Raw genomic sequence first — 12,542 nt, forward strand, 5'->3', positions numbered from 1 at the left:
TTCGAAATCACTCCACCGGCAGGGCGTCGATCGCGGCGCGTTCGACCTGGAGACCTCTGCGATAGCGGTCGAGGTAGGTTGCGAAGCCGGCGACGTCAGCCGCGTCAGGTTCGGTTGTTTCGAATTCCGCGCTGGCAAATACGTGTTTACGCAGGTAGGCGTCCAGGTCGAGCTCATTGCCGGCGGCGTTGGCGGAGGCGTATGAAGCCAGCACCGCGATGCCCCAGGGTCCTCCTTCGGAGGCGGTCGCCGCGACGGAGACCGGTGCGGCGAGAGCTCCGGAGAGGAAGCGCTGCGCCACGCCTGCTGTGCGGAACATGCCTCCGTGCGCAAACATCTGGTCCAGCTCAACGCCCTCGCTGCTGAGGACGCGCATGCCAAGAGCGAGAGTGCCGAATACTCCGTAGAGTTGGGCGCGCATGAAATTGGCAAGAGTGAATTCGCTGTCAGGCGTCCGCAGGAACAACGGCCGCCCCTCAGTGATTTCGGCGATCGGTTCGCCCGCGAGGTGGTTGTAGGCGAGCAGGCCGCCGGCGTTGGGTGCGCCCTCGAGCGCCTCACGGAAGAGCGTGTTGAAGACGTCATCCGGCTCCAGAGCAGCACCGGAAGCCGACACGGCTCCGGAGGCGGCGGCAAAGCGGGAGAAGAGCCCTACCCACGCGGCGAGTTCGCTGGCGCCATTGTTGCAGTGCACCATGGCCACCGGGTCGCCGGAAGGAGTTGTCACCAGATCCAATTCATGGTGCACCTGATCCAGCGGACGTTCGAGTACCACCATCGCGAAGATGCTCGTGCCGGCGCTGACGTTGCCGGTGCGTGGGGCAACCGAGCAAGTTGCCACCATCCCGGTGCCCGCGTCGCCTTCCGGGGGGCACAGAAGGGCACCAGGCTGGAGGCTGCCCGTGGGGTCAAGGAGGGCCGCTCCCTCAGCTGTCAGCTCGCCTGCCGGCTGTCCCGCCACCAGTACGTCGGGCAGAAGTTCGGAAAGCTTCAGGCCGGGTGCAGTTTCGGCTACCAGGCTGTCATAGCGGGACAGCAGTCCGGCGTCGTAGTCGTTGGTGCGGGAGTCGATGGGGAACATTCCGGACGCATCGCCCACGCCAAGGACCTTGCGCCCGGTCAGCTCACGGTGCACATAGCCGGCGAGGGTTGTGATCGAGTGAATCTGCGATACATGCGGTTCATCGTCCAGTAAGGCCTGATGCAGGTGTGCAACTGACCACCGCAGCGGGATATTAACTCCGAAGAGTCCGGTGAGCTCGGTGGCCGCCGGCCCGGTGTTGGTGTTGCGCCAGGTGCGGAAGGGAACGAGGAGTTCGTCCGCTTCGTCGAAGGCAAGGTAACCATGCATCATCGCTGAGACACCTATCGCTCCCAGACTGTACAGCCGTGTGCCGTAGCGGCGTTTCACGTCGGCGCCCAGATCCGCGTAGGCGGCCTGAATGCCCGTCCAGACGTCTTCCAGCGAGTAGGTCCAAAGGCGATCGACGAGCTTGTTCTCCCAGTCATGACTGCCTACAGCCAGGACTGTCGAAGGGTCCTCGCCAATCAGGCACGCCTTAATGCGCGTGGATCCGAGCTCGATTCCGAGGCAAGCACGGCCACCGGCAATAACGTCCTTGGGGTCGGTCATGAAGAGTCTCCTTAGATGAGAGGTCACGGATGCTGAGAGAAAAGGCCAAGCAGGGGAAGTGTCGCGATCCTGCGATGCTTGACATCAAACGTGACCTCCAGCATATAGTGTGAACGGTCACATTAGGTAGTTCTAAGGCTTAGTCGCCACGAGAGGTGACAACATCCGTCGTCGCAGCCAGAAAGACCTGATGCGCCGATACAAGGAACTTCCCGGCCGCCTACTCGAAAGCGATGGTCACATGACTAGCACCACTAAGTCCTTCACTGATCGTGAACTGGACGCAATTGACACCGTCCGCCGTGATGTAGCGCAGCTGCACTCCGAACTGGTCCGCTACAACCTGGTGGTGTGGACGGGTGGAAACGTCTCCGGCCGCGTGCCCGGCATGGATCTCTTCGTCATCAAGCCGAGCGGCGTCGACTACGATGAGCTGACGCCCGAGAACCAGATCCTGTGCGACCTCGACGGCAACGTCATCGAAGGCACGCCCGGCTCTGAGCGCTCGCCGTCCAGCGACACCGCCGCCCACGCGTACGTCTACCGCAACATGCCGCGGGTCGGCGGAGTGGTCCATACCCATTCCACCTACGCCACGGCTTGGGCTGCCCGCGGCGAATCCATCCCCTGCGTCATCACCGCGATGGCGGACGAGTTCGGCGGCGAGATCCCGGTGGGCCCGTTCGCGATCATCGGGGATGACTCGATCGGCCGCGGCATTGTCGAAACCCTCACCGGTCACCGCTCACGGGCGGTCCTGATGCAGAACCACGGACCGTTCACCATCGGCAAGGACGCACGAGATGCCGTCAAAGCCGCCGTCATGCTTGAGGACGTGGCGCGCACCATCCACCTCTCCCGCCAGCTCGGCGACCCGCTGCCGATCGAGCAGCGCCACATCGAATCCCTTTTTGACCGCTACCAGAACGTGTACGGTCAGCCAACGCCCACAGGAACCGGAGCCGCACTGTGACTACCCTCAACACCTCCCTGGACCAGTACGAGATCTGGTTCCTCACCGGCAGCCAGGACCTCTACGGTGACGAAACGCTCCGCCAGGTGGCGGAGCAGTCCCAGCAGATCGTGAAGCTCCTCGACACCTCCGATGTGCCGGTCAAGGTGGTCTGGAAGCCAACGCTGAAAGACTCCGCCTCGATCCGCCGCATGGCGCTTGAGGCGAACGCGAGCGACAAGACCATCGGCGTCATCGCCTGGATGCACACGTTCAGCCCCGCCAAGATGTGGATTGCCGGGCTCGACACCCTGCGCAAGCCCCTGCTGCACCTCCACACCCAGATCAACGTCGAACTGCCCTGGGCGGACATCGACTTCGACTTCATGAACCTCAACCAGGCCGCCCACGGCGACCGCGAGTTCGGGTACATCCAGACCAGGCTGTCCGTGGCACGGAAGACCGTCGTCGGACACGTGAGCAACCCGGCGGTCACCAAGCAGATCGCCACCTGGTCACGGGCCGCCGCAGGCTGGGCCGCCGTGCACGAGCTCAAGGTTGCGCGTTTCGGTGACAATATGCGCAACGTCGCCGTCACCGAGGGCGACAAGACGGAGGCGGAGCTGCGTTTCGGCGTCTCCATCAACACCTGGGGCGTGAACGAGCTCGTCGAGGTGGTGGACGCACAGTCCGACGCCGACATCGACGCGCTGGTCGACGAGTACGAGGCAACGTACGACGTCGTTCCTGAACTGAGGCGCGGAGGCGACCGTCACGAGTCCCTCCGATACGGAGCGCGGCAGGAACTGGCGCTGCTTTCCTTCCTGGAAGGCGGTTCCTTCGGCGCCTTCACGACGACGTTCGAGGACCTCGGCGGGCTGCGCCAGCTCCCCGGACTCGCGGTCCAGCGGCTCATGGCGGCCGGCTACGGCTTCGGTGCCGAGGGCGATTGGAAGACCGCCGTCCTGGTCCGCGCAGCCAAGGTGATGGGAGCCGGACTCCCCGGCGGCGCCTCGCTGATGGAGGATTACACCTACCACCTGGTGCCTGGGGAGGAGAAGATCCTCGGTGCGCACATGCTGGAAATCTGCCCCACCCTCACCACCTCCAAGCCCACCCTTGAGGTGCACCCGCTGGGCATCGGCGGCAAGGAGGACCCGGTTCGGCTGGTGTTCGATACGGACTCAGGCGACGCCGTCGTCGTTGCCATGTCCGACATGCGCGACCGCTTCCGCCTCACGGCCAACGCCGTCGAGGTTGTACCACCGGACGCACCGCTGCCGAACCTGCCGGTGGCACGCGCAGTCTGGAAGCCGCAACCGGATCTCGCGACGTCGGCAGCTGCCTGGCTGAGCGCCGGCGCAGCGCACCACACCGTGATGAGCACCGCCGTCGGCCTCGATGTGTTCGAGGATTTCGCCGACATTGCGGGCACTGAACTGCTCCGCATTGACAGCACGACGACGCTGCGTGAGTTCCAGCGTGAGTTGCGGTGGAACTCGGCCTACTACCGGCTGGCGCAGAAGCTCTAGTTACAGGCGGATAACGATCGTCGAAGGTCATTCCCAGTCGACCCGGAGAGCCCTAAGGTTGCGCTAGTGTGACCGATCACATTCAGCTCTGATTCACGGCGGGGACCGTCCGTTCCCGTCGGTTACATAGGAACTTCCGGGCGCTGTTGCCCGGCAAGGGAAGGAAACTCATGAAGAAAAACATGCTTGTCGGCGTTGCTGCCGCGAGTGCGCTGGCACTGTCACTGTCGGCCTGCGGCGGTAGCCGCGGCGGTGGTGGCGACGAGGCCGCAGGGGAAGGCTCCAACGAGGGTGCCCGCATCGGCGTCGCCATGCCCACCCAGCAGTCGGAGCGTTGGATCGCCGACGGCGACAACATCAAGACCAAGCTGGAGGAGCTCGGCTACGAGGTAGACCTGCAGTTCGCCAACGATGACATCGCCACCCAGGTGTCGCAGATCGAGAACATGATCAACGGCGGCGCGAAGGCCCTGGTCATCGCATCGATCGACGGCACCACGCTGACCAGCGTGTTGGACACGGCGGAGAGCCAGGACATCCCGGTCATCGCTTACGACCGGCTCATTAACGGGTCAGAGACGGTGGACTACTACACCACGTTCGACAACTTCGAGGTCGGCGTGCAGCAGGCCACCTCGCTGCTGACCGGGCTGGGTGTCCTTGACGAGAACGGCGAGGAGACGGGCGAGGAAGGCCCGTTCGACGTGGAACTCTTCGCGGGCAGCCCGGATGACAACAACGCGACCTTCTTCTGGGACGGCGCGATGGAAACACTGCAGCCGTACCTCGACAGCGGCGTGCTGCGCGTGCCGAGCGGCCAGACGGACTTCGAGCAGGCCGCCATCCTGCGCTGGCTGCCTGACACTGCGCAGGACCGGATGGAAGACCTTCTCACCGTCGGCGGCGGAGAGACCCTTGAGGGTGTCCTGTCTCCGTACGACGGCCTGTCCATCGGCATCATCTCGGCGCTGACCTCCGGCGGCTATTCGAAGGATGAACTGCCGGTTGTTACCGGCCAGGACGCTGAGGTTGGATCCGTCCAGTCAATCGTTGCCGGGGAGCAGTACTCGACGATCTTCAAGGATGTCCGCGAGCTCGGCGAGCAGGCAGTCCTGATGGTCGACGCCCTGATGAACGGGGAAGAACCCGAGGTCAACGACACCGAGACCTACGACAACGGCGAGAAGATTGTGCCGTCCTACCTGCTCGAGTCGCAGATCGTGACCGTGGACAACTACGAGGAAGTCCTCATCGACAGCGGTTACTACACCGCTGAAGAGGTTCAGTAGGACCTTCCAGCCCGCTGTGGCCGGCACCCCGCTGCTGGCCACAGCGGTACCAGGCACGATGTAAGGAAGCATCATGGCAGAAAACATCCTTCAGATGCGCGGCATCACCAAGACGTTCCCCGGTGTGAAGGCCCTCCAAGACGTCACCCTCGAAGTGGCCCGCGGAGAAGTGCACGCGATCTGCGGAGAGAACGGCGCAGGTAAATCCACCCTCATGAAGGTGCTCTCCGGCGTCTACCCGCACGGCACGTACGACGGCGACATCGTCCTTGAGGGAAAAACCGTCGAGTTCAAGGACATCAAGGACAGCGAACACCACGGCGTGGTGATCATCCACCAGGAGCTGGCGCTTTCGCCCTACCTGTCGGTTGCCGAGAATATCTTCCTCGGTAACGAGAGGTCCAGAAAGGGATTCGTCAACTGGAACGAAACCAACACCATGGCAACCCAGTTGCTTCGCCGCGTCGGCCTCAAGCTCAACCCGACAGTGCGCGCCGGTGAAATCGGCGTCGGCAAGCAGCAGCTGGTGGAGATCGCGAAGGCACTCTCGAAGGATGTGAAACTCCTCATCCTTGACGAGCCGACGGCTGCTTTGAACGACGAGGACTCGGCGCACCTGCTGGGCCTGGTTAGCGACCTCCGCGCTGAAGGTATCTCCTGCATCATCATCAGCCACAAACTCAACGAGATACGCGCGATCGCCGACTCCGTCACCATCATCCGCGACGGCCGCACCATCGAGACACTGAGCCTGCATGACGGCTCCGTGACGGAGGAACGGATCATCAAGGGGATGGTCGGCCGCGATATGGCCCACCGCTATCCCGAACGCACGCCGTCCATCGGAGACGAGGTCTTCCGCGTCGAGGACTGGACGGTGCACCATCCCCAGGAGCACTCCCGCGTCGTCATCGACAAAGCGCATCTGTCGGTTCGTGCCGGCGAGATCGTGGGCATCGCCGGGCTCATGGGCGCCGGCCGCACTGAACTGGCGATGAGCATCTTCGGCCGCAGCTACGGGTCCAACATCTCGGGTGCCCTGTACAAGAACGGCCAGCGGATCCACGCCAAGACAGTGGGGGACGCCATCCGTCACGGCATCGCCTATGCCACCGAGGACCGCAAGCGCTACGGGCTCAACCTGCTTGATGACATCAAGCGGAACATCTCGGGTGCAGCGCTGGACAAGCTGGCCACGCGCGGCTGGGTCAACGGCGCACAGGAAACCATCGTTGCCAACGACTACCGCAAGTCCATGAACATCAAGGCACCCTCCGTCGCCGCCGTCACGGGCAAGCTCTCCGGCGGAAACCAGCAGAAGGTAGTCCTGTCGAAGTGGATGTACGCAGATCCCGACGTTCTCATCCTGGATGAACCCACCCGCGGCATTGACGTCGGTGCCAAGTATGAGATTTACACCATCATCAACGGTCTCGCTGCCCAGGGTAAGGCGATCATCGTGATCTCCTCCGAACTGCCGGAACTGCTCGGCATCTGCGACCGCATCTACACACTGGCTGAGGGCGTCATCACCGCAGAGGTTCCGATCGCCGATGCCACCCCGGAATACCTCATGCAACACATGACCAAGGAAAAGGAATAACTCCATGGCAACAACTGTCAAGGACGCCGAACTGAAGACGCCGCCTCCCTCCGTCAGGGACGCCGCCCAGTTCCTGACCAGCAGGCTCCGCCAGATCGGTATCTTCGTCGCTCTGCTGGTGATCGTCGGGCTTTTCCAGGTCCTCACCCGTGGTGCGCTGCTGCAGCCGGACAACGTCTCCAACATCATCGTCCAGAACAGCTACATCCTGCTGCTCGCCATCGGCATGGTGATGATCATCATCGCCGGACACATTGACCTGTCTGTCGGCTCAGTGGCGGCGTTCGTGGGCGCTATGTCCGGAGTGATGATCCAGGACTGGGGCTTCCCCTGGTGGCTCGCCATCCTCGCCTCCCTGATTATCGGCGGCATCGTGGGCGCCTGGCAGGGATTCTGGGTGGCCTACGTCGGCATACCGGCTTTCATTGTCACCCTCGCCGGTATGCTCCTGTTCCGCGGCCTTACCCAGATCACTCTGGAGAACCAGCGCATCAGCGGGTTCCCGACGGAGTACCGCCAACTCGGTGGGGGCTTTCTCTTCCCGGGACTGTTTCCGGCCAGTACCAACATCCTCGACTGGACGACGGTCGGTCTGGGCCTGATCGCGGCGGTTCTGCTCATCGTCAGCCAGGTTCGCGGCCGGCGGACCCGGGCACGCCTTAACCTTGAGACTGAACCGGCACCCTGGTTCATGACCAAGCTTGCCTTCGGCATTGTTGTCATCCTCGGCCTGACCTATCTGCTGGCCAGCTCGCGAAGCGGAACACCGATTGTCCTTGTCCTCCTTGGCGTCCTGGTGGTCGTCTACAGCGCGGTCATGAATAACAGCGTGTTCGGTCGGCACATTTACGCCCGCGGTGGCAACCTCCAGGCTGCGCAGCTTTCGGGCGTCAACACCAAGCGCATCGACTTCATGCTCTTCGTCAACATGGGCGTGCTGGCGGCTCTTGCCGGCCTTGTCTTCACGGGCCGCCTCAACTCGGCGGGACCGGGTGCCGGAAACCTGTTCGAGCTTGACGCCATTGCTGCTGCCTTCATCGGTGGTGCTGCAGTCACCGGCGGCGTCGGCACGGTTATCGGTGCCATCACCGGCGGTCTGATTATGGGCGTGCTGAACAACGGCATGTCGCTCATGGGCGTAGGTACCGACTACCAGCAGTTCATCAAGGGCCTGGTCCTGCTGCTCGCCGTCGCCTTCGACGTCTTCAACAAGCGCAAGGCATCCAGCGCACTGAAGTAACGCCCTTCCACAATCCGAGGAGAACCATGACCAACGACGTCGGCACCAATTGGGCGGGCAACCTTGCCTACAGCGCTTCAACCGTGCATCACCCCCCGACGGTGGACGAAGTGCGTCGGATTGTTGCCGCGTCAACGTCAATCCGTGCACTTGGATCGCGCCATTCTTTCAACGGCATCGCTGACGGGACCGCCGAACTGCTGTCGACGGCGGCGCTGTCCGGCCCGGTGACGATCAATCCGGACCGCTCCACCGTGACCGTGGGTGCCGGAATCCGGTATGGCGAGCTGGCCAGTGAACTCGAGAGGGAAGGATTCGCGTTGGCGAACCTCGCGTCGCTGCCGCACATCTCGGTGGGCGGAGCAGTGGCCACGGGGACGCACGGCTCCGGCAACCGGAACCGCAGCCTGGCCGCCGCCGTCGTCGGGCTGGAACTGGTGACCGGCAACGGTGACCTGGTGCGGTTCGAAGCCGGAGACCCCGACTTCGAAGGTACGGTGATCAACCTTGGCGCGCTGGGTATCGTAACGAGTCTCGATCTGGAGATTGAGCCGGCCTTCGAGGTGGAGCAAACCGTCTTCGAAAAACTGCCGCTGGAAAACCTGGCACAGAATTTCGACGGAGTCACCGGTGCCGCGTACAGCGTCAGCGTCTTTACCACCTGGCGCGATCCGGACGTCGCGGACTCGGTGTGGGTGAAGCGTCGGCCGGACCGGGATGCGCCGCTGGCGGAGAATCTGTTTGGTGCGCTACCTGCGGAGGATGAACGACACCCGTTGCCCGGACTGCCGGCGATCGGATGCACTCCTCAGCTGGGTGCGGCCGGCCCCTGGTACAACCGGTTGCCCCACTTCAAGCTCGACTTCACGCCCAGCAACGGTGTGGAACTCCAGTCGGAGTACCTTGTTCCCCGCGAGCATGCCGTCGCCGCAATCCGCGCCGTCAGGGAGCTCAGCACCGAAATTGTGCCTCTCCTGCAGGTCAACGAGATCCGGACGGTTGCCGCCGATGGGCTGTGGCTGAGCTCAAGCTACGGAACCGACGCGGTCGGCCTGCACTTCACTTGGGTCCAGGATCAACCGGCCGTCGAAGCGTTCCTGCCGACCCTTGCGGCCGCGCTGGAGCCGTATGCGGCCAGGCCGCACTGGGGCAAGCTCTTCACTGCCGGCGCGCACGATCTTGACCGGCTGTATCCGCGGCTGGAGGACTTCCGGATCCTGGCGAAGCGCCTGGACCCCGAGGGTGTCTTCACCAATCCGTTTACCCAAGCCGTTATGGGGCGCTGAAACCCCTGGGTCCCTGTGAACGCCTTGCGACGACAACCACGCCGGCGGCCAGCAGGATCAGCAGCGCGGCGCTGATGCCGGGCACGAGCGGGAAGCCGGTTGCCTCGGAAGCCGCTTCCTCGCTTCCGGCTGCGGGTGTGACCGAAGCCGGGGTGTCAGAGGGCCTCGGCGCCTGGTACATCGGTGCCCAGGCGTACGGCGGCATCGCGAACGGCGCGATCTCTTTCTCTGGTTCTTCGGTTTCTTCCGCGTCGGGTTCCGGAGCAGGTTCAAGCGGGACGAACTCCAACGGGGGCTGATACACCGGGGCAGGCGGAGGGGGAAGAACGAACTGCTGCGGAGCCGGCGCCGGGGCTGGTTGAGCCGGCGGTGGGGGAGGCGCCGGTGCGGGTGGCGGTGGCGGCTCGACGGGCGCAGGCGCTGGTGCGGGCTCCTGCACCGGTTCGGGTTCGGGCGCAGGAGTCACCGCTGGAGGATCAGTCGTTGGAGGGGGTGGCGGGTCAGCAGGGGGGTCAGCCGGTGGAATACTAGGCTGGCCGGTATCGACAGGGTCCGGCGTCTCATCCGCGGGCGATTCCCGGCGCAGTGTGGGCTGGGTTTCCCCGCCCGATGGCGGGCCAAGCTCGGCAGGCGGTCCGGTATCGGGATCCGTGGGCTGCCCGGACTGAGAAGGCCGGCCAGATTCGTGATCCGCATGGGCAACCGGAGTGGCTGCGAACGTTGCTCCGATGAAGAGCGCCACCCCTGCGGTGTATTTGAACCAGTTAGTGCTCTGCACAGATATCTCCCAACGCTGCGGGCGACAGGCGCTAGACAGCTGCACGTTCCGGCGTCGGCGCGTTGAATACGAGCCACCCGACCGTAAGTGTGCTTACGAGTTTACACAACTGGCTCGAATATGTATCCCGCCCGCATCCAGTATCAGCCGTGCAACCGGGCACCCATCCATGCGAACAGCTCCGGAATCATGGTGGGCGCGGACTGGAGGAAGAAGGAAAGCATGGAAAGCGCCGGGATGATCAGGACCGCAGTAAGCACGAGGTTGATGATCAACGAGACCTTCCCGGTCCGGGACGCTGGGCTACCGCGGGTCGAATAAGCGCAGAGAGACCCCGCCAAAGCCACCAGTCCCATTGGGCTCAGCAGTGCCAACCCATACACAATGACGACGTCGATCATCCAGCCCTCGTCCTCCGGCACGGAAGCGAACATGATGTAGATCAGGACAGCAAGCGCGAGGACCACTACTGGCGCGATCAGTCCAAGCAGTCTTCGCATTATCCAGAAACCCCATCTTTGGGGTTGTCCGGTGTCTGCCCCGTGGGTAGCGCCGTTCTCACTCATGCCCGTCCGTTCTCTCGTTGACGAGACTACCGAGCACCTGCTGGTCGTGGTTCCGACTATCCACAGGGTCTTATAGCGCCCTCGCTCCCGGATAGCGCTTTGGCCAACGGTTAGCGGCAGATGGCTATCAGGAGGCCCAAACGCTAACGCGAAGCGCGGGCCGGACCCGAGCGGGACCCAAGCGGAGCCGGTGAGCGGAACTGCGGACGAATCAGCGCTGCTTGCGCTGCCCCTCCCGGATCTCGCGGATGGAGAGTGTGCCGGTGACGTCCTCGGCCGCTGTCCGGCCGAGCACCACCACCCGGTCAGCGAGGCGGACCGCCTCTTCCATGCTGTTCGTTGCCAGGAGGACGGTGGTGGGGAGTGCGCGGTGGAGGGTCTGCAGTACGTTGTGCAGTACGTTCCGGGCAGCACCTTCGACGGCGGCGAACGGGTGGTCGAGGAGCATCACGCCGGGTCCGCCCGCGAGGGCACGGGCCAAAGCAGCCCGCCGCGCTATTTCCGCGGTGACTTCCGTGGGCAGCAGCTTCGCGAACCGGTGCAGGCCGGCGAGATCCAGAAGCTCGGCGATTTTAGCCTTGCCCTCACTGGCGCTCGAACTCTTGCGAAGGCCCAACGCGAGGTTCGCCTGGAGCGAGTGATTCAGCTGAAGGTCGGTATCCCGGGGAGTCCAGGAACAACGGTCGTCCGTGCGCCGGACGGGCTCGCCGCCGACCAGCACTGATCCGGACTGTGGATGATCGAGACCGGCGGCCGCGCGCAGGAGGCGGGATGCGGCGTCGTTCTCGTTGCCCACGAACGCGAGCACCTCACCGGCGTGGATGTCGAGACTGACATTGCGCACGCCCTCGGCGTGCAGCTTCACGAAGGAGACGGGCAGCGGCGTCGACGCGCTTTTTGCTGCTGTGTGATGGGGTGGAACCGGGCTGGGATTCATCGGTACTCCGTAGCATCCAGGTGTCCGGGCACCCCTGTGCCCGCCAGTGATCACCCCTAACCTAGCCCGCACGGGGAAGAATTCTGTCACGGGGTCACTTGTTTGACGTTATGTTGCGCCCGCTTCGGTCAGCGGTACTCGCGGAACATCTCCTCCAGTGTGCGGTCCAAAGGCGTCTGCAGGGAGCACACGAGCAGGCCCAGCCAGGCGTTCCGCGCCACGTCGGACGGCCGCCAGGAGGAGAGTGGCAGACGCTCTGACGCCGGAACCGAGCTGCGGCCGATATGGGCGAACAGTGCGAGGGTTGCCCCGAAAATGATGAGTAGATCCATGACTTACACCCCCTCCGGCGTGGGATTGGAGTAGGAAGCGCTCGGCAGCGCGGCATCACCCCAGCCAGGGTGGGAACGGACCGGGGGAGTGTGCCCCGTGCCGTCGGCGTGGACGGCGCGGAGGACGGCCACAGTGAGGGCGGCCAGCAGAACCAGTACGACGACGATTTCCATACCTCGATGGTCCTCTTCACCATAAGCCCGCAACAGTGGCAGAAACGACCACTCTCGCTAAGTTTCTGCCACCGTTGGAACAACGCGAAAAGTTGGGAAAGGTGCCTAACCCTTCCGAATGCGCTAGGTGTACCCGGCCATCAGGTTGGTGCCAGTCGACTGATCGGTGGTTTGCCTCCGAGTGCGCTGTGACTGCGTTCAGTGTTGTAGTGCTCGAGCC

Annotated in this window: 12 protein-coding genes; 6 read left to right on the top strand and 6 right to left on the bottom strand. The window is 63.7% G+C overall.

From position 1 onward, the window contains the following. Window positions 1–7: 7 nt before the first annotated feature. Window positions 8–1,633 (bottom strand): xylulokinase, encoded by a 1,626-nt coding sequence (locus tag AC5RTB_RS11325; RefSeq protein ID WP_494061164.1) that lies wholly within the window; start codon window positions 1,631–1,633, stop codon window positions 8–10. 241 nt (window positions 1,634–1,874) lie between these two features. Between AC5RTB_RS11325 and AC5RTB_RS11330 the strand changes: the two genes are divergently transcribed. From AC5RTB_RS11330 to AC5RTB_RS11355, 6 genes are all read left to right on the top strand, one after another. Further along, window positions 1,875–2,606, top strand: a complete 732-nt coding sequence (locus AC5RTB_RS11330; RefSeq protein ID WP_494061165.1) for an L-ribulose-5-phosphate 4-epimerase — start codon at window positions 1,875–1,877, stop codon at window positions 2,604–2,606. Beyond that, window positions 2,603–4,117 carry an L-arabinose isomerase gene (gene araA, locus AC5RTB_RS11335; RefSeq protein WP_494061166.1) on the top strand — a complete coding sequence of 505 codons (1,515 nt, stop codon included), beginning with the start codon at window positions 2,603–2,605 and terminating at the stop codon, window positions 4,115–4,117. Before AC5RTB_RS11330 ends, araA begins: the two co-directional genes overlap by 4 nt. A 170-nt stretch (window positions 4,118–4,287) precedes the next feature. Next, window positions 4,288–5,406, top strand: a complete 1,119-nt coding sequence (gene chvE / locus AC5RTB_RS11340) for a multiple monosaccharide ABC transporter substrate-binding protein (protein WP_494061167.1) — start codon at window positions 4,288–4,290, stop codon at window positions 5,404–5,406. A gap of 73 nt (window positions 5,407–5,479) precedes the next feature. Beyond that, a complete protein-coding gene (gene mmsA, locus AC5RTB_RS11345; RefSeq protein WP_494061168.1) occupies window positions 5,480–7,009 on the top strand; it encodes a multiple monosaccharide ABC transporter ATP-binding protein in 1,530 nt (509 codons plus the stop codon). A 4-nt stretch (window positions 7,010–7,013) separates the two neighbouring features. Next, window positions 7,014–8,249 (top strand): multiple monosaccharide ABC transporter permease, encoded by a 1,236-nt coding sequence (mmsB, locus tag AC5RTB_RS11350; RefSeq protein ID WP_494061169.1) that lies wholly within the window; start codon window positions 7,014–7,016, stop codon window positions 8,247–8,249. 26 nt (window positions 8,250–8,275) lie between these two features. Continuing rightward, complete coding sequence (locus AC5RTB_RS11355) at window positions 8,276–9,535, top strand: FAD-binding protein (protein WP_494061170.1); 1,260 nt, start codon at window positions 8,276–8,278, stop codon at window positions 9,533–9,535. Here AC5RTB_RS11355 and AC5RTB_RS11360 read toward each other — a convergent pair. The 5 genes from AC5RTB_RS11360 to AC5RTB_RS11380 form a co-directional block, all read right to left on the bottom strand. Then, window positions 9,522–9,824, bottom strand: a complete 303-nt coding sequence (locus AC5RTB_RS11360; protein WP_494061171.1) for a hypothetical protein — start codon at window positions 9,822–9,824, stop codon at window positions 9,522–9,524. The two genes, AC5RTB_RS11355 and AC5RTB_RS11360, sit on opposite strands and share 14 nt — an antisense overlap. A gap of 632 nt (window positions 9,825–10,456) precedes the next feature. Further along, window positions 10,457–10,879 (bottom strand): hypothetical protein, encoded by a 423-nt coding sequence (locus AC5RTB_RS11365; protein ID WP_494061172.1) that lies wholly within the window; start codon window positions 10,877–10,879, stop codon window positions 10,457–10,459. Window positions 10,880–11,090: 211 nt separating this feature from the next. Further along, window positions 11,091–11,816, bottom strand: coding sequence for an ATP-binding cassette domain-containing protein (locus AC5RTB_RS11370; RefSeq protein WP_494061173.1), 726 nt, complete (start codon window positions 11,814–11,816; stop codon window positions 11,091–11,093). 128 nt (window positions 11,817–11,944) lie between these two features. Further along, window positions 11,945–12,148 carry a hypothetical protein gene (locus tag AC5RTB_RS11375; RefSeq protein WP_494061174.1) on the bottom strand — a complete coding sequence of 68 codons (204 nt, stop codon included), beginning with the start codon at window positions 12,146–12,148 and terminating at the stop codon, window positions 11,945–11,947. A 3-nt stretch (window positions 12,149–12,151) separates the two neighbouring features. Then, the gene (locus AC5RTB_RS11380) at window positions 12,152–12,322 is read right to left on the bottom strand and encodes a hypothetical protein (protein ID WP_494061175.1); all 171 of its coding nucleotides are present in this window, start codon (window positions 12,320–12,322) and stop codon (window positions 12,152–12,154) included. Between the last annotated feature and the right edge of the window lie 220 nt (window positions 12,323–12,542).

The organism is Arthrobacter sp. M71 S08 (genome assembly GCF_059089725.1).

Coding starts and splice junctions, on each gene's coding strand:
- AC5RTB_RS11330 (WP_494061165.1), top strand. CDS start 1,875: ATGACTAGCACCACTAAGTCCTTCACTGATCGTGAACTGGACGCAATT.
- mmsB (WP_494061169.1), top strand. CDS start 7,014: ATGGCAACAACTGTCAAGGACGCCGAACTGAAGACGCCGCCTCCCTCC.
- chvE (WP_494061167.1), top strand. CDS start 4,288: ATGAAGAAAAACATGCTTGTCGGCGTTGCTGCCGCGAGTGCGCTGGCA.
- AC5RTB_RS11365 (WP_494061172.1), bottom strand. CDS start 10,879: ATGAGTGAGAACGGCGCTACCCACGGGGCAGACACCGGACAACCCCAA.
- AC5RTB_RS11380 (WP_494061175.1), bottom strand. CDS start 12,322: ATGGAAATCGTCGTCGTACTGGTTCTGCTGGCCGCCCTCACTGTGGCC.
- AC5RTB_RS11325 (WP_494061164.1), bottom strand. CDS start 1,633: ATGACCGACCCCAAGGACGTTATTGCCGGTGGCCGTGCTTGCCTCGGA.
- AC5RTB_RS11375 (WP_494061174.1), bottom strand. CDS start 12,148: ATGGATCTACTCATCATTTTCGGGGCAACCCTCGCACTGTTCGCCCAT.
- mmsA (WP_494061168.1), top strand. CDS start 5,480: ATGGCAGAAAACATCCTTCAGATGCGCGGCATCACCAAGACGTTCCCC.
- AC5RTB_RS11370 (WP_494061173.1), bottom strand. CDS start 11,816: ATGAATCCCAGCCCGGTTCCACCCCATCACACAGCAGCAAAAAGCGCG.
- AC5RTB_RS11355 (WP_494061170.1), top strand. CDS start 8,276: ATGACCAACGACGTCGGCACCAATTGGGCGGGCAACCTTGCCTACAGC.